Origin of the sequence: Pseudomonas sp. WS 5079 (genome assembly GCF_012985465.1) — a bacterium.
GTDB lineage: Bacteria > Pseudomonadota > Gammaproteobacteria > Pseudomonadales > Pseudomonadaceae > Aquipseudomonas.
On record NZ_JAAQWN010000018.1, the window covers coordinates 1 to 16,112 of the forward strand.

The window sequence follows — 16,112 nt, forward strand, 5'->3', positions numbered from 1 at the left end:
CGAGGCATTGCAGTTGGGCCGCGACGGCCTCACAGGAGGACAGGGCCTCTTCAAGCATTTTTGAAGTCAATGGTTTCTCCTTCGACCATTACGTCGGTGAGGTGCAGGGAGCGGTCCAGGCGCACGCCGCCCAGGCATTTGGTCACGGTGTGGCTGCCCAGCTTGTATTCGCCGTCGGGCATGCCGGCGGTGCCGGGAGCGAAGCCCACCAGCTTGGCGGACTCATTTGAGGCATTGATTGCCTGGATGTGCTGCGGGGCACGCACCACGGAGGACGCTGTTAAAGTTTTTTTTGTGAACATTAACTTTTCGCTGTTCCTCACCATTACTGTAATCACCCATGACCATTAGTTTCAGTGGCAATTCCACTTTCTTCTGAGCACTACCGGTGTGCAGGTCTAGCGTTATATTGACCCGCGTCTTTGGTACTTCATTTTGGAAACTATTTGAAGTCATACCCCTCCCCTCCAGGCTTTTTTGCAGCAGCAAGTGCTGAAGCGAAACCAATACTGAAACCAGTGCATATAGCCGGCGCGTCAACTAGCACACCCGCCACAACACATTAAATTCCATTCTTAAAGAGGGCATAAAGCGCTTACACGCTGCTCGCTTTTTCCCGCCCAACACCATGGTGAATAATTTCAAATGATGATTACTAGCCTACACAGCGCGCCAGGGATCATTCAGAACAAAAATCAGGAATTATCCTACAAATAAACCTATTAAAGTTCGGGAACCCGCTCCGCACTTGTAGGAGGGGTATGACTCACCCACATGGGTTACAAATCAGTTCACGCACATAGGTAACAGTTACTAACTGGCAGGCAATTACTGATCGTCGGATACCTTCAACTACCTACAAGACACCGACCAAAGCTGAAAGGAGCAAATTTGAACAAGAAGCCGCATCGTTATTTGGTGCCTTTGATTTTTTGGAGCGCTGCTCTCTGCGTCCTTGTTTGTTACATGGCATAGCCATATTTACTCCCAAGCCTTCTTCAAGCCAGATCTACAACAAAGCTGCCTTACCGCCTCATCAGCACTAGCATTCATAACTTCGCTGGGCATGTTATTCTTTAAAGCAAACATCACACCAGGTAACACGCTCAAAAATATAAAAATCATTATCTGCATTCCAATAGCCTCACTTATAGTATGCATACTTATATTAAGCATTCCATTTTCACTTTCGATCTACCTTTCCATTGGAACTCAAAGCAGCTACACGACTGCCTGTAAAAACTTCAGGCGGCAGAAGAAGCTGTAGTGGGATTGAATTCTTCGAGCCAGAACTAAATAAAGAAATCAAAACATGCCGATCAAACGTTATCGACAATACTGGACAGGTAAGAGTTTACAAAACCAGTACTAATAACGGCATAGTCATAATAGGCACAAAAATTTAATGGTGTTCTTAGGCAGAGGGTTAATATTTTAGGGAGCTGTAAACTATCCCCACCCCTATCCGACAGGGTGAACACCTGGCCCTAGGCCCAGTCAGTCATGCCTCGGTAGATCGCCGAGATGTCACGCAGCAGCGACCAGGTATCAGCCTTGCTTTGCAGGTTCAGGTTGCAGATGAAACGCAGCTCCAAAGGCCGAGACTTTGACCGGCCTGCCATCACCCGCAATGACAGGAAAACTTCACGAAAAACCGAGCATGAGTACAACAATCAGTTTGCGCAAAACTCCACCTGTCGACCCAATACTCTTCACCCTCCTCCTCCCGGAGCCCCAACACCCTGCAAGCTCGTGAACTCCAGAGCGACGGTAAAACGCTGCTGCTCAAGAATCACATCAATCTGCCAGCCCAATTTTGCACATAACTGCCGCATCAACTGCAGCCCCAGGCCGTAGCCGTAATCGCTGGATTCCTCCCTCGGCTTGGCCTCCCTGATGTGGTTGGCAATTACCAGGCGCGGGTAGTTGAAGCTGATTTCTACCTGGCCCTCTTCCGCGTATTGCAGGGCGTTGCGCAGGAAGTTACCGATCACGATGCGGCACGCGGTGGGGGGTAGTCGGCAGGGTTCGCTGTGGATGTCGACAAGCAGTTCGATATCCCGATTGCCGATCAGGTAGCGATGCTTGTTAATCAGCTCGCCGACCAACGCGCTCAGGTCGATGTCTTCTTCGGGCAGCGGTTCGGGACGTTCGCGGCTCATCCACAGCAAGGTCTCGGCGATAAGCTGCATGTTCAACACCGAGCGTTCGATACGCTGCAGGGAGGATGGCAGGACACCGCCGGCCTGCAGGGCCAGCAGTTCTATATTGGCCTTGAGCACCGCCAGCGGGGTTCGCAGCTCATGGCTGGTGTAGCGCAACAGGCGGCCTTCACGCTGGCTGGCGGCCTGCACTTGCTCGACACTCTGGGCCAGGGCGTCGGCCAGGGTATTGAACTCCTTGAAGCTGAAATCCGGGCGCGCGCTGGCCATTGCGTCAGGGTTTTTCAGGGTGCTGGACCATTGCGCCAGGCGCCCCAGCGGCCGCACCAGCCACCAGACCAACAGGGCGATGATGATCAGCGCCGGCACGAACACCGCCAGGCTGACAAACACCACGCCTTGCAGCACCTGGTCAAAGTAGGCATCGGACAGCGGCGTCTCGACCTCGCCGCCCTCTTCGTGGTCATGGTCGATGTCATACATATAGAGGGTCTTGCCGTCACCCAGGTCTTGGGAGAGAACCGCCCGGACCTCGGCGTCGTCGTCATCGGAGTCGGTATCACCGAACACCTGCACGGCACCGAAAGACATGCTCGGCGGCGCCTTGAGCAACTCACGCACGCTCGCCGGCAAGGCTTCCTTGCCAATGACGCCCTCGAAGAAGTAGTTGTGCGGAGGGGGTGTGGTCGGGTCCTTTTTATAGTGCCTGATGAAGTACTGCGCCTCTTCTTCCATCATCGCACTGGCGGTGTAGAGCAGGCCGCGCACGGTGTATACCGGCAATAGTTGACTGTAGATCAGTAACACCACGGCAATCAGCAGCAGGAAGCTGCCGCTGATCACCCACTTCAAGCTCAAGCCGTTACGCATGGGGTTTTACCTGGATACCGACCCCAGGCAGGGTGTGGATCAACGGCCGGCCGAAGGGTTTGTCTACCGCCTTGCGCAGTCGATGCATGTGCACTTTGAGGGTGTTGCTGTCCGGCGGTTCGTCGCCCCAGACTGAAGTTTCCAGGCGTTCCCGGGGCACGGGTTCAGGGCTGGCGCGCATCAGGTATTCCAGCAAGGTCCAGCAGATGGGTGACAAATGCAGCGCCTGCCCGGCGCGACTGACTTTGCGGGTGGTGAGGTCCATCACCAGATCGTCTACCTGCAGGCGGCTGGTCTGGCTGCTGCGGCGCATGCTCAGGGCGCGAATCCTGGCCACCAGCTCGGCCAGCTCGAATGGCTTGACCAGATAGTCGTCAGCGCCCGCTGCAAAGCTGGCGAGCTTGTCCGAGAGCGCGTCCAGTGAAGTGAGCATGAGAATGGGCGTCTGGCTGCCTTGCTGGCGCAACCGCTCGCACACCTGCTGGCCGTCGAGGCGCGGCAACATGATGTCCAGGAGAATGACGTCGTAATGCTGGGCGAGTGCCAGGTTAAGGCCAGCCTGGCCATTAGTGACGTGGTCGCAGACCATGCCGCTGATCTCCAGGTACTCGATGACGGTGGTGGCCAGATCCAGGTTGTCCTCGACCAGCAGCAGGTGAATATGCACTAAAAAGTCCCCTCGGACGGGTGTTGCGCAGAGGAGTGAAGGATAACGGAAGTCGAGCGATTTCCAGCGGATGTTTACCTCGCGTTAACCCGGCACTCTCTAAGCTGGGGCTCTTCAAATCCTGAGGTCAGCACCGTCATGAACCTTTATGCGATCGTCAAAAGAGTCCTGTTGGCCCTGATTTTATTCGCCCTGATGGCCAGCGTCCTGCCTTCGCGGGGGCAGCTGGTCAACCTGGGGGGCGGTAGCGGGTTCCTGGTGGGCCAGAGCATCGAGCAGGCAGCTGCATGCTGTGTCGCCAGTGCATTGCGATAAGGCGGGGGCCAGCTACACCTGGCAGTTGGTGCTATGCCTGGGGCTGATTGTGGGCGTGTCGCTTGCCATGGGGGCCTACATCGTCCAGTTGAATGCGCGCGTTGATAAACAACGAGAACTGTCGCCGGTATACCTGCACCAATGTGGCAGCGGGCGCGGCGGTTTTATTGTGTACCGCGACGGCAGGCGCAGCAGTGATGACTGCTACCCCATCGACGAAGCTCAATCGCCGGGCATCGAACAGATGCGCGACCAGCCAGGCCCGCACCGCGCGCAGTGGTTCAAATACATCCTGCCTGCCGTCGAAAGCCTGCGCCGGCTGGACGCCAATCCCAGGCGCGCTAAAGTTGCCCGGACAGTCTGATCGGCACCTCCACGCCCCAGCCGAAACCTCGGTACAGCAGCGTGCAAGCTGCATCTGATACGCTTTTTTCTTTAACACCTGCATCTGTACCGAACAGACCACAACCGTGACAATGGCTCATCGGCAGGAACTCTCCAGCCGCCCTTCTTCCTTTTGGAGGCCCCATGGCTAAGATGGCATTTTTTCTTCTCGGGTTTCTGGCACTGACCGTTGGAATCGGCCTGCTGGCTACGATCTCGCCGGTCTGAAACCCGGGTCAAGGTGCGCGTGATACACCGCTGTACCCAGCGCACGATTTGGCGTGTTTAACCGCTAGTTGATCAACTCGGGATGGACGCTCATCAGGCTGTCTGGCTTGTCCTTGAGGCCATTGCAACAGACGTAGCCATTATGCAGAAAGAGCCCCGGGTATTTTTTAAAGCTCACGGGGTCGAGGGTCACGTATCTCGCATTACTCCAGCCCGAATAGGCGTAGAGGTAGCTGCGGTCGGTAAACGAAAGATACTCTGCGGTATCGACCGTCATAATGTACCAATTCCCGTCGCCATAACTGATAACCAGGAATTTCGAGGCCTGGTTAATATCCTTGGTGGTCATGACGTATCCGCTGGACATCATCAAGTACCTGGCTGGGTTAACCGAGTTGTCTTTGAGATAGGCCAACTGAGAGGGCGGGGCTTTGAACCCCTCTGCAGAACCTCCGGCTTCGGGATGGGGTTGCAACGCGTCCGCGCCCGGCGGGCTGATGAGTTCCTTAGACATTGGGTGACACTCCATTGACTCAAGATTGATGGTTTAACGACGCCCCAAAAACAACATTCGTTGAAAGGCTCGAAAACCGTGGACAGCAATTGATAGTGGGCAAGCCACTGACTGTCCGATACTGTCAATTCTCACAGTTCATTAGAGTCATTCACGATAGCCCCAAGGCTTGATATCCCGAACCTGTCACCCGAGGAAAAACATCGGGTACAACGACAACACCAACAACCCCGCCATCGACCAGTTGAATAGCTTCAACCAGCGCGGCTCACGCAAGACATTGCGCAAGCCGGTGCCACACCCGGCCCACACGCACACACTCGGCAAGTTGACCACAGCAAACACCACGGCAATGATCAGCACGTTAGTGAAGTAACCTTCCGCCGGCGTATAGGTGGTGATCGCCCCCAACGCCATGACCCAGGCCTTGGGGTTGACCCACTGAAACACCGCAGCGGCGAGAAAGGTCATGGGCTTGCGCTTGCCGTCCGTGTCATCCGACATCGCGCTTGAAGTCGCGATCTTCCACGCCAGGTACAACAAATACGCCGCGCCGATGTAACGCAATGCGGTGTAGGCCCAAGGCCACGCCTTGAACACTTCCCCCAGGCCCAGGCCGACCGAAATCACCAACACCATAAAACCCACGCTGATCCCCAGGGCATGGGGAATCGAGCGGCGAAAACCGAAGTTCACTCCCGACGCCAGCAACATGGTGTTATTGGGCCCAGGGGTAATCGAAGACACGAAGGCAAACAGCGCAAAGGCCGACAACAGGCTGGTGGACATGAACATGGGGCGTTATCCAGGCGATTTATTGTTGCACTGACAGTAGAGGGTTCTGTGGCGCCTCGCCCCGTACAGCTGGGGGCAGATCGAGAGATACAATTCCCGATCAACGATGCTCCATCCTCGTGCCCTGCCCCCGCACAAATGGCACGATCGCTATTTAGCGCTGGCGTAGAATCAAGCCAACGTCACGATCATATTCAGGGGACTGCGGACAATGCTCAGTGCTGATAATCGCGGCCGATGGCTATAGCGCAGGTGCTGATTAGAAAGTAATTGATTGGGCTGGATAGAAGAGCATATTGAGCACAAACAGAATCATCCAGAAGCCGATCTCCAGGGTTTCAGTAATAGGCTGGATACGCTTCAAAGCCCCGTACACATGCACCACAAACATCAATGAGAAAACTACGAACAGCATATCGAACGCATAACTAAAGCTGGTGCCCGTAGTTGCCGAGCGCAACATCGCCACTTCTACCACCAGGATAAACGCCCCCAGGCAGCGCCCAAAATAAATGGCCAGATGCTGATGCTCGGGAATCGTCCAGCGCATCGCCCGGGCCCAGGCAATCGGCGCGATAAAGATCGGCAAGGCAAAAAACAGGGTGGTGAAGAGCATCAGCGTGGTGATGTAATACTGGCTGTAGTGCGCATAGTAACCGAGCATCAGGCGATTCCTTATCCTTGAGAATAACCCCTTTGGGGTAGAGCCCAAGAATTACAGCCAGCAATACCGGTGTCCAATGTAAGCAGGTCGCGCAACACCAAAGAGAATGGACTTGGGTAAAGGGGATTACTACCTAAGATGCACTGTGTAATCCCCTACGCTGCCAAGGCGCCCCGGACGACAACAAAGTGTATAGCCTGCATCGCGGCGATATATGAGCCAGCTTGCGGGCAATAGCGATCTGAAGATCGTCATGGTCTGCAAGCCGACTACAAGGCGGGGGTTACCAGAAGCGCTGTTGGGTCAGGCGGCTCCACCAGGTCAGCAGTACCCGGTCTACCGAGCCGCTGGCCGCCAGGCCCACCCGCTCTTGCAGGCTTTTGCGCTCGGCATAGTGCAGGTGGAACAGTTCGGCGGTCTTGGCCCTGGTGGCCAGGTATTCGTCACTGGTCTGCAAGGCGTCCACCAGTTGCTTGTCCAGCGCCGCGACGCCCAGCCAGACTTCGCCGGTAGCCACTTCGTCAATGGCCAGTTGCGGGCGGTAGCGCGACACGAAGTTCTTGAACAGTTGATGGGTGATGTCCAGGTCTTCCTGGAACTTCTCCCGGCCCTTCTCGGTGTTTTCGCCAAACACCGTCAGGGTGCGCTTGTACTCGCCAGCAGTGAGTACTTCAAAGTCGATATCGTGCTTTTTCAGCAGGCGGTTGACGTTGGGCAACTGGGCCACCACGCCAATCGAGCCGAGGATGGCAAACGGCGCGCTGATGATCTTCTCGCCGATGCACGCCATCATGTAGCCGCCGCTGGCCGCGACCTTGTCGATGCACACCGTCAAGGGCACGCCCGCCTCGCGGATCCGCGCCAATTGCGAGGACGCCAGGCCATAGCTGTGGACCATGCCACCGCCGCTTTCCAGGCGCAGCACCACTTCGTCCTTGGGTGTGGCCAGGCTCAGCAACGCGGTGATTTCATGGCGCAGGCTCTCGGTGGCTGAGGCCTTGATGTCCCCGTCAAAATCCAGGACAAACACCCGTGGTTTGGCCTCGGGGGTTTTCTTCTGTTTTTTCTCGGCCTTGCCCTGGGACTTGCGCAGGGCCTTGAGCTGATCCTTGTCGAGCAAGGTCTGCTCCAGGCGCTCGCGCAGGCCTTTGTAGAAATCATTGAGTTTGCTGACCTGCAACTGCCCGGCATTCTTGCGCCGGCCCTTGCTGCGCAACGCCGCAAAACTGATCAGCACCACCAGAATGGCGACGACCAACGTAACGGTTTTAGCCAGAAAACTTGCATACTCAGCCAAAAACTCCATGGGACTCCTTACAGAAACGGTGCGCCAGGCGCGGATTGCCCCAGCATACCGATGGGACTGCCGGTGAGCCAGAGCTGAAACCCCTTGAAACGGGCCTCTAACGAGCTTTTAAAACAAGCGTATGTTTTTTCATTGACAGCTTCCCGGCATCCTCATAACCTCGCCAGACTTTCAACGTACCGGGTGAACGGACGTGGGCAGCATCTATTTGATTCGACATGGCCAGGCCTCCTTCGGTGCAGACGACTATGACGTCCTGTCGCCTGTCGGTGTGCAGCAGGCCCAGGTACTGGGCAGCCACCTGGCGGACCTGGGCCTGACGTTCGACCGCTGCGTATCGGGCGACCTGCGCCGCCAGCAACACACGGCCAACGCCGCGTTCGAAGCCATCGGCGCCCAAGGCTTGCCGGTGCCGCCCCTGGAAATCGACAGCGCCTTCAACGAATTCGACGCCGACGCGATCATCCGCGCCCTGCTCCCAGACTTGCTCGACAGCGAGCCCGAAGCCCTGGAAATCCTGCGCAACGCCCCACACAACCGTGGCGAGTTCCAGCGCATCTTCGCCCTGATCATCGAGCGCTGGCTGAGCGGCACCTATGACACGCCCGGCCTGGAAAGCTGGCTGGGGTTTGTCGAGCGCGTCCAGGGTGGCCTGCAGCGCCTGCTCGAGACTGCCGACAATTCCCACAAGATTGCGGTATTTACCTCTGGCGGCACCATCACCGCCCTGCTCCACCTGATTACCCGCATACCTGCCACCCAGGCTTTCGAGCTGAACTGGCAGATTGTCAACACTTCGCTCAACCACTTGAAGTTCCGTGGTCGCGAAGTGGCACTGGCTTCCTTCAACAGCCATACCCACTTGCAACTGTTGAAGGCGCCGCAGCTCATCACTTTCCGATGACTGCGGCCAACCGTGACCCCAAGGTCACTGGCACCACCCATAAAAGGATCGAACCATGACTGACGTAGCTAAAGCCGTAGAAGCAATGAAAGCCAAATTCAACCCAAGCGCTGCTGCCGGCGTGGACCTGGTGTTCGGTTTCCGTATCGACGACACCCAGAACTTCTCGCTGATCGTCAAGGACAGCACTTGCGAATTGCAAGAAGGCGAGAACCCTGACGCCCAGGTGACTCTGGTGATGGATGCTGAAACCATGAAAGGTATCGTCAGCGGCGAAACCGATGGCATGCAGGCCTTCATGGGCGGCAAGCTGCGCGCCGAAGGCGACATGATGCTGGCAATGAAGCTGAGCGAATTGTTCCCAGGCTGATCCAGGGCAACCTGGGTTGACCAATCCCGCCTACCCAGGCGGGATTTTTGTTTATGCCTGTGGCGCTCATTCATTTGCAGAATGAAGTCCAGAGGAATCTTCGTTTGCACCCAAGGGCACCGCCCAACAAAATCTGGCTCACGGCCCATACCACCGTTATCGCAGCCAGGAATTTTTCTATGCCTACCCCTCGCCATATCAGCCCCGACGACATCCGCAAAGACTTCTCCAGGGCCATGTCCGACATGTACCGCGAGGAAGTACCGCTGTATGGCGCGCTGCTGGAGTTGGTGGCCCAGACCAATGCCCGGGTACTGGCCAGCGATACCGACCTCGCGCAGCAACTGCAGCGCACCGGTGAAATCCAACGCCTGGACATGGAGCGCCACGGTGCCATCCGCCTGGGCAGCGCCTATGAGCTGGCAACCATCCGCCGCCTGTTTGCGGTGATGGGCATGCAACCGGTGGGCTACTACGACCTCACCCCGGCCGGCGTGCCGGTGCATTCCACCGCCTTTCGCGCGGTGCATGAAAGCGCCTTGCAGGCCAGCCCGTTCCGGGTCTTTACCTCGCTGCTGCGCCTGGAACTGATCGAAAACCTTGAACTGCGAGCCTTTGCCGAAGCCGCCCTGGCCAAGCGCTCGATCTTCACCCCACGAGCCCTGGCGCTGATAGAGCAAGCTGAAACCGACGGCGGCCTGAATGCCAGCGATGCCCAGGCCTTTGTCCAACAAGCCCTGGAAACCTTTCGCTGGCACCACACCGCCACGGTCAGCGCAGCCCAGTACCAGCAACTCAGCGACCAGCACCGGCTGATTGCCGATGTGGTGGCCTTCAAGGGCCCGCACATCAATCACCTGACCCCACGGACCCTGGACATCGACCGCGTACAAGCCGACATGCCCGGCAAAGGCATCACCCCCAAAGCCGTGATCGAAGGCCCGCCCCGCCGCCAATGCCCGATCCTGCTACGCCAGACCAGTTTCAAGGCCCTCGACGAAGCCATCGCCTTTACCGATGCCAAGGGCAGCCACAGCGCCAGGTTTGGTGAAATCGAACAGCGTGGCGTGGCCCTTACACCCAAAGGCCGGGCACTCTACGACCAATTGCTCAACGCCGCGCGGGATGAACTGGGCGCCTTCCCCAACGAAGCCAACGCCCAGCGCTACACCGAACTGATGGCGCAGCATTTCCAGGCCTTCCCGGATAATCACCGGGCCATGCGCGAACAAGGGTTGGCGTTCTTTCGCTACTTCGTGACCGACACGGGCCGCGCAGCCGACAAGCGCCCGCAACCCAATCTGGACGCACTGCTTGCGGCCGGCTGCGTGGCAATCGAACCATTGGTGTACGAGGATTTTCTGCCGGTCAGCGCGGCGGGGATTTTCCAGTCGAACCTGGGCGATGCGGCGCAGAGTCACTACACGGCCAACGCCAACCAGGCCGAATTTGAACAGGCCCTGGGCCGCCGGACCCTTGATGAATTGCAACTGTATGCAGACACCCAGCAGCGCTCGATCGACGCTTGCCTACAGGCGCTACGCACCTAGAAAGAGAGTTCGCCCGACACCACAACGCATTCCATGCGCAGTCAACGTGCCCCAGGGTCGGGCGAACGATTGGGATAATAGGCAGTGGAGGGGCTGCTGTCCTTCGGTCAATTCTGAACAAATATGGACACCCCCGCTCCCAACGTTGGCTAGTGCCCCTTGGTCTGTTCCAGTTGTTCGACGATTTTATCTTTGATCAACAGGCGTTTCTTTTTCAGGTTCTCTACATCATCGTCATTGGCACTTGCGGATTCTGCTTCCAGCACCTCCTTGTCGGCGACGTCATACTGGGTGAGCAATACATCTAACCGATGGTGGCTTGCCCGACGCTGCTGAACGTCTTCCTTGCTCAACCCCAAATCCTGATAAAGATCATGTTTCACTGGCATGAAGTACCTCCGCAAGTTAATCAATGACTGGTACACCTTGAAGCTAGCCCATCCATGGGCCTCTTGTCATGCCCAAGGTCAATTCCCCTGGCCCAGTTCCCGTGCGAGGAACGGGGCGGTGCGGCTGGTTTTGTTCTGGGCGAGGTGTTGGGGCGTGCCGCTGGCGACGACTTTACCGCCACGGTCGCCGGCGCCTGGGCCGATGTCGATGACCCAGTCGCTCTGGGCCACCACGCGCATTTCGTGTTCGACCACGATCACCGTGTGACCGGCGTCCACCAGGTGGTTGAGTTGCAGTAGCAGGCGGTCGACGTCACGAGGGTGCAGGCCGGTGGTCGGCTCGTCGAGCACATACAAGGTCGCGCCCCGCGCGGTGCGTTGCAGTTCGGTGGCCAGCTTGATCCGCTGGGCCTCGCCGCCGGACAGTTCGGTGGCCGGCTGGCCCAGGCGCAGGTAACCCAGGCCAATGTCGCGCAGGACTAGCAACGCACGCAGTACGCCCGGTTGTTCGGCGAAGACGTCCACCGCCTGCTCGACGGTCAAGCCCAGCACCTGGGCGATGTTCAGGCCCTGCCAGGTAATCGCCAGGGTCTGGGGGTTGTAGCGCGCGCCGTGGCAGATGGGGCATGGTGCGTAGACGCTGGGCATAAACAGCAATTCGACGCTGACGAAACCCTCGCCCTCGCAGTTCGGGCAGCGGCCCTTGGCGACGTTGAAGGAGAACTGCCCGGCATCGTAGTGGTGTTTTTTCGCCGCCGGGGTGGCGGCGAACAGCTTGCGCACGTTATCGAACAGGCCGGTATAGGTCGCAAGGTTGGAGCGCGGGGTGCGGCCGATCGGCTTCTGGTCCACCTGCACCAGGCGGCGGATCTGCTCCAGGCCCGCGCGGATGCGCCCGCCGCTGGTTTGCGGTGCGTCTTCCAGGTCGGGCTCGTCGTCGCTGACCACCACCCGCCCCAGGCCCTCCCCCACCAGGTCCAACAGGGCCTGGCTGACCAGGCTGGATTTACCCGAGCCGGAAATCCCCGTCACCGCGGTAAAACAGCCCAGGGGGAAGTCCACGCTCACCCCGTCGAGATTATTGCGGCTGACCCCTTCCAGGCTGAGCCAGCCACTCGGCGCACGGTGCGAGGTGTTCAACGGGCGCGGCTCGGCAAACAGGTACTCGCGGGTCTGTGACGCTTCAATCTGTGCCAGGCCCGCCGGTGGGCCGCTGTATAGCACCTGGCCGCCTTGCTCGCCGGCTGCCGGGCCGACATCGATCAGCCAGTCGGCGCGGCGCATGGTTTCCAGGTCGTGCTCCACCACAAACAGCGAGTTGCCGGCGGCTTTCAGGCGTCCCAAGGCAGTGAACAAGGCTTCGCCATCGGCCGGGTGCAAGCCCGCCGACGGTTCATCCAGCACGTAGATCACGCCGAACAACTGCGAGCCCAATTGCGTCGCCAGGCGCAGGCGCTGCAACTCGCCAGAGGACAGGGTCGGCGTGCTGCGCTCCAGCGACAGATAGCCCAGGCCCAGGTCGGTCAGGGTGCTGACCCGCTCCAGCAAATCCTGGGCGATGCGTTGGGCGGCCAGGCGTTTTTCCACCGAGAGTTTTACCCGCCCCTTGCCCTCGGCCACCGGGCGTAAAAGCTGTGCCAGTTGCAACAACGACAGCTGCGACAACTCGCCAATATCCACTCCGGCGAATGTCACCGACAGCGCAGCCTTGGTCAGGCGCTTGCCCTCGCACAAGGGGCACGGGCTGCCTTGCATGAACTGCGCGACACGCTTTTTCATCAGCGCACTCTGGGTGTGGGTGAAGGTGTGCAGGATGTAGCGCCGGGCGCCGCTGAAGGTGCCCTGGTAACTGGGTTCGAGTTTGCGCTTGAGGGCGTCGCGGGTTTGCGCCGGGGTCAAGCCGGCATACACCGGCACCGTGGGCGTGTCCTCGGTGAAGAGGATCCAGTCACGCTGTTTTTTTGGTAGCTCGCGCCAGGGGACATCGACGTCATAGCCCAGGGTCACGAGGATGTCCCGCAGGTTTTGTCCTTGCCAGGCCAGCGGCCAGGAGGCGACGGCGCGTTGGCGAATGGTCAGCGAGGGATCGGGCACCATCAGCGCCTCGGTCACCTCATACACGCGGCCCAGGCCGTGGCACTGCGGGCAGGCGCCCTGGGGCAGGTTGGGCGAGAAATCTTCGGCGTACAGCATCGGCTGCCCCGGCGGGTAGCTGCCAGCGCGGGAATAGAGCATGCGGATCAGGCTGGACAAGGTAGTCACGCTGCCCACCGATGAGCGCGTGCTAGGCGTGCCCCGCTGCTGTTGCAAGGCCACGGCGGGCGGCAGGCCTTCGATCGAGTCCACATCCGGCACGCCCACCTGGTCGATCAGGCGCCGGGCATAGGGCGCCACCGACTCGAAGTAACGCCGCTGCGCCTCGGCGTACAACGTGGAAAACGCCAGGGACGACTTGCCCGACCCCGACACCCCGGTGAACACCACCAGGGCATCCCGTGGGATGTCCACATCGACATTGCGCAGGTTGTGTTCCCGGGCGCCCCGCACCCGGACAAAACCGGGGCGCGCGGCAGGCAGATCGGTGGCAGGCGGCAAGTGGCGCTGTGAAGTCATGGTCAACCTTATAGGAGGCGGCAAGTCCAGTGGTGGATCCGGCACCTTGGCAAACGTTCAATCGCAGTGGTTTATCCGCGCGGTCAGCACCGAGCGTACCTGTTGCGTCAGCTCTTCGGGGCTGTAGGGTTTGCCCAGCAGATGTATTTCGCTGCCCAGCAAGTGGTCGCTGGAAAGAATGTCACGGGTATGCCCGGAGGTGAACAGTACCGCAACCGGCGGCTGTTGCGCCTTGGCCCACTCGGCCAGGTCGGTGCTTTTGATTCGCCCCGGCATCACCACATCGGTGAAGATCAGGTCCGGCCGCAAGCCGGTGCGCAGCATCAGCATCGCATCATCGCCATCCTCGGCGGTGAGCACTGTGTAGCCGGACTGTTGCAGCAACTCCACGGCCGCGCCGCGCACACCTTCGTTGTCCTCCACCACCAGGATGGTTTCCCGGCCGCCTTCTTGCAGTGCCACGGCGGCAGGTGCCTCCTGGCTTTCCGGCTCAAGGCTGTGGGGAAAGTACATCTGCACCACGGTGCCCTGCCCTGGCTCGCTGCTGATCTGCACATGCCCGCCGCTTTGCTTGACGAAACCAAACACCATGCTCAAGCCCAGGCCGGTGCCGTGACCGTCCGGCTTGGTGGTAAAGAATGGCTCGAAGACCCGCCGCAGCACCGCCGGCGGCATGCCCGCCCCGGTGTCACTGACCGACAGGCGCACATATTCACCGGGGGCAATCCCGTTGCGGCTGCCATCCTCGGGTGACAGGGTGATGTTTTCACCGGTGATGCGGATCACCCCCTCGCCCTTCATGGCATCCCGGGCATTGATCGCAAGGTTGAGCACGGCGTTTTCCAACTGATTGCGATCGACATGGATGCACCATGGATCTTGCGGTAATTGCACATCGATCTGGATCGTTTCCCCCAGGGCCCGCTGCAGCAATTCACCCAGGCCTTCATAAATGCGCCGGGGGTTGAACACCGCCGGTGACAGGGGCTGGCGCCGGGCAAAGGCCAACAGTTGCGAGGACAGCTTGGCGCCGCGCTCGACAGCCGCCAGGGCGGCACCGACGCGCCGTTGTACCTGGGGATTGTCCCGTTCATGGCGGGCCAGCAAGTGCAGGTTGCCGGCAATCACCTGCAGCAGATTATTGAAGTCATGGGCCACGCCCCCGGTCAGCCCGCCAATGGCCTCGAGCTTTTGCGACTGGCGCAACTGGTCCTCGGCGGCCGAGCGCGCCTGGACTTCGGCAGCGACGCGCTGCTCCAGGTTATGGGTGAGCTTGAGCAGGGATTCTTCGGCAATCTTGCGCACATGGATATCAATGATCACCCCCGGAAAACGCAGCGGCCGCCCGCCCGCATCCAACTCGCAACGCCCACTGGCCAGTACCCACAGATAGCTGGCGTCAGGGCGCCGCACGCGAAACTCGACGTTATACGACCCGCCGGTTTCCAGGGTGCGGGCAATCAGGCGGTTGACCCGCGCCAGGTCATCGGGGTGGATGATCTGGGTGGCAACGGCAATGGACAGGCCCTGCTCCACGTCATCCATAGACAGGCCCAGGGTGCGGGCAAAACGCTCGTCGCCCGACAGCCGATCCGGCAGCACATCCCAGACAAAGGAGCCCAGCAGCGCCCCGGCATTGAGCGCCAGTTGCAAGCGCTCGTCCGCCACGCGGTAAGCGCCCTCGGCTTCCTGGCGCAAACGCTCGGACAGCACATGCGCGGTGGTTTCCACGACAATCGCCAGCACCCCGGCCGGCTGCTGGTCGTCACCGGCCACCGGGCTGTAATAGAGGTCGAGCCACAAGTCTTCGGGGCTGCCATTGCGCAGCAGCATCAAGGCCTTGTTGCGATAGGACAAGGTGCCGCCAGCCAGGCAGGTGTCCATGACATGCCGGTTGAAGTCGGCCACTTCCGGCCAGCCTTGCTCCACCGGCACGCCCAGCAGAAACGGGTGGCGCCCGCCGGCGAACACCGAGTAACTGTCGTTGTAGATCATGTACCCGGCGCGCCCCCAGAGCATCACCATCGGCACCGGCGAAGCCAGGAGCATCTGCACGGCGCAGGTCAGGCTGGTGGACCAACTGTCAATCGAGCCCAGGTCCGTGGTCGACCAGTCAAAGGCACGAATCCTTTGGGCCATTTCACCGCCCCAGCCGTCACAACCATGGGTATTGGATAAAAATTGCATGGATCAACTCAGTGCAGAGAGAGGACAGTCGCCAATGTTGGAGCATAGCCGGACGCGATGGTTTCACTGCATCTGCGAACCATTGCAGGAGCAAGCTTGCCGGCGATGATCGTTAACCATGACGTGGGCCCTAGGTGTTCTTGCTGGCAAGCCTGCACCTACAGAGGATAGCGCTCCGCGCGCAGGCTCGGCCC

The 16,112-nt window shown here is 59.4% G+C and carries 14 protein-coding genes and 2 pseudogenes; 5 read left to right on the forward strand and 11 right to left on the reverse strand.

All coding sequences use genetic code 11. The features are described from left to right. Positions 1-50: 50 nt before the first annotated feature. The 4 genes and pseudogenes from HBO05_RS29420 to HBO05_RS28175 all read right to left on the reverse strand — a co-directional run. Positions 51-188, reverse strand: a pseudogene (locus tag HBO05_RS29420) (hypothetical protein); the annotation flags it as partial. Positions 189-270: 82 nt separating this feature from the next. Beyond that, positions 271-456: pseudogene (locus tag HBO05_RS28165) on the reverse strand (type VI secretion system contractile sheath small subunit); the annotation flags it as partial. A 1,256-nt stretch (positions 457-1,712) separates the two neighbouring features. Further along, positions 1,713-3,032 (reverse strand): HAMP domain-containing sensor histidine kinase, encoded by a 1,320-nt coding sequence (locus tag HBO05_RS28170; RefSeq protein WP_172314909.1) that lies wholly within the window; start codon positions 3,030-3,032, stop codon positions 1,713-1,715. Further along, entirely contained in the window at positions 3,025-3,699 is a 675-nt protein-coding gene (locus HBO05_RS28175; RefSeq protein WP_169956972.1) for a response regulator transcription factor, read from the reverse strand. Before HBO05_RS28175 ends, HBO05_RS28170 begins: the two co-directional genes overlap by 8 nt. Positions 3,700-3,870: 171 nt before the next feature. Between HBO05_RS28175 and HBO05_RS28180 the strand changes: the two genes are divergently transcribed. Together HBO05_RS28180 and HBO05_RS28185 are read left to right on the forward strand one after the other, a co-directional pair. After that, positions 3,871-4,014, forward strand: a complete 144-nt coding sequence (locus HBO05_RS28180; protein ID WP_172314908.1) for a hypothetical protein — start codon at positions 3,871-3,873, stop codon at positions 4,012-4,014. Then, positions 3,992-4,378 carry a hypothetical protein gene (locus tag HBO05_RS28185; RefSeq protein WP_170043215.1) on the forward strand — a complete coding sequence of 129 codons (387 nt, stop codon included), beginning with the start codon at positions 3,992-3,994 and terminating at the stop codon, positions 4,376-4,378. The genes HBO05_RS28180 and HBO05_RS28185 overlap by 23 nt, the downstream gene beginning before the upstream one ends. A gap of 312 nt (positions 4,379-4,690) precedes the next feature. Here the strand turns inward: HBO05_RS28185 and HBO05_RS28190 are convergent, their stop codons facing one another. The 4 genes from HBO05_RS28190 to sohB all read right to left on the reverse strand — a co-directional run bounded on the left by HBO05_RS28190 (position 4,691) and on the right by sohB (position 7,905). After that, the gene (locus tag HBO05_RS28190) at positions 4,691-5,140 is read right to left on the reverse strand and encodes a hypothetical protein (RefSeq protein ID WP_172314910.1); all 450 of its coding nucleotides are present in this window, start codon (positions 5,138-5,140) and stop codon (positions 4,691-4,693) included. Positions 5,141-5,326: 186 nt separating this feature from the next. Further along, positions 5,327-5,935 (reverse strand): LysE family translocator, encoded by a 609-nt coding sequence (locus HBO05_RS28195; protein ID WP_169956967.1) that lies wholly within the window; start codon positions 5,933-5,935, stop codon positions 5,327-5,329. Positions 5,936-6,194: 259 nt separating this feature from the next. Continuing rightward, a complete protein-coding gene (locus HBO05_RS28200) occupies positions 6,195-6,599 on the reverse strand; it encodes a hypothetical protein (RefSeq protein ID WP_169956966.1) in 405 nt (134 codons plus the stop codon). A 283-nt stretch (positions 6,600-6,882) separates the two neighbouring features. Further along, positions 6,883-7,905: a protease SohB gene (gene sohB, locus HBO05_RS28205; protein WP_170043213.1), complete on the reverse strand. Its 1,023-nt coding sequence runs from the start codon at positions 7,903-7,905 to the stop codon at positions 6,883-6,885. Positions 7,906-8,098: 193 nt separating this feature from the next. Here sohB and HBO05_RS28210 point away from each other — a divergent pair, with 193 nt between their 5' ends. The 3 genes from HBO05_RS28210 to HBO05_RS28220 all read left to right on the forward strand — a co-directional run bounded on the left by HBO05_RS28210 (position 8,099) and on the right by HBO05_RS28220 (position 10,729). Further along, the gene (locus HBO05_RS28210) at positions 8,099-8,809 is read left to right on the forward strand and encodes a histidine phosphatase family protein (RefSeq protein WP_169956964.1); all 711 of its coding nucleotides are present in this window, start codon (positions 8,099-8,101) and stop codon (positions 8,807-8,809) included. 55 nt (positions 8,810-8,864) lie between these two features. Beyond that, complete coding sequence (locus HBO05_RS28215; RefSeq protein ID WP_172314911.1) at positions 8,865-9,179, forward strand: SCP2 sterol-binding domain-containing protein; 315 nt, start codon at positions 8,865-8,867, stop codon at positions 9,177-9,179. 179 nt (positions 9,180-9,358) lie between these two features. Continuing rightward, positions 9,359-10,729, forward strand: a complete 1,371-nt coding sequence (locus tag HBO05_RS28220; protein WP_172314912.1) for a VOC family protein — start codon at positions 9,359-9,361, stop codon at positions 10,727-10,729. A gap of 149 nt (positions 10,730-10,878) precedes the next feature. On the opposite strand, the gene HBO05_RS28225 is transcribed toward HBO05_RS28220, so the two are convergent. The 3 genes from HBO05_RS28225 to HBO05_RS28235 all read right to left on the reverse strand — a co-directional run bounded on the left by HBO05_RS28225 (position 10,879) and on the right by HBO05_RS28235 (position 15,918). Next, positions 10,879-11,118: a DUF465 domain-containing protein gene (locus HBO05_RS28225; RefSeq protein ID WP_032857259.1), complete on the reverse strand. Its 240-nt coding sequence runs from the start codon at positions 11,116-11,118 to the stop codon at positions 10,879-10,881. Between the two features lie 78 nt (positions 11,119-11,196). Next, on the reverse strand, positions 11,197-13,731 hold the full coding sequence (locus HBO05_RS28230) for an excinuclease ABC subunit UvrA (RefSeq protein WP_172314913.1): 2,535 nt from the start codon (positions 13,729-13,731) through the stop codon (positions 11,197-11,199). A gap of 57 nt (positions 13,732-13,788) precedes the next feature. Then, positions 13,789-15,918, reverse strand: a complete 2,130-nt coding sequence (locus HBO05_RS28235; protein WP_172314915.1) for a PAS domain-containing hybrid sensor histidine kinase/response regulator — start codon at positions 15,916-15,918, stop codon at positions 13,789-13,791. Positions 15,919-16,112 lie beyond the last annotated feature (194 nt).

Bases quoted from the DNA above. Each gene is read 5' to 3' on its own strand.
- HBO05_RS28170 (WP_172314909.1), bottom strand. From the start codon at position 3,032: ATGCGTAACGGCTTGAGCTTGAAGTGGGTGATCAGCGGCAGCTTCCTG.
- HBO05_RS28235 (WP_172314915.1), bottom strand. From the start codon at position 15,918: ATGCAATTTTTATCCAATACCCATGGTTGTGACGGCTGGGGCGGTGAA.
- HBO05_RS28225 (WP_032857259.1), bottom strand. From the start codon at position 11,118: ATGCCAGTGAAACATGATCTTTATCAGGATTTGGGGTTGAGCAAGGAA.
- HBO05_RS28230 (WP_172314913.1), bottom strand. From the start codon at position 13,731: ATGACTTCACAGCGCCACTTGCCGCCTGCCACCGATCTGCCTGCCGCG.
- HBO05_RS28215 (WP_172314911.1), top strand. From the start codon at position 8,865: ATGACTGACGTAGCTAAAGCCGTAGAAGCAATGAAAGCCAAATTCAAC.
- HBO05_RS28195 (WP_169956967.1), bottom strand. From the start codon at position 5,935: ATGTTCATGTCCACCAGCCTGTTGTCGGCCTTTGCGCTGTTTGCCTTC.
- sohB (WP_170043213.1), bottom strand. From the start codon at position 7,905: ATGGAGTTTTTGGCTGAGTATGCAAGTTTTCTGGCTAAAACCGTTACG.
- HBO05_RS28220 (WP_172314912.1), top strand. From the start codon at position 9,359: ATGCCTACCCCTCGCCATATCAGCCCCGACGACATCCGCAAAGACTTC.
- HBO05_RS28190 (WP_172314910.1), bottom strand. From the start codon at position 5,140: ATGTCTAAGGAACTCATCAGCCCGCCGGGCGCGGACGCGTTGCAACCC.
- HBO05_RS28200 (WP_169956966.1), bottom strand. From the start codon at position 6,599: ATGCTCGGTTACTATGCGCACTACAGCCAGTATTACATCACCACGCTG.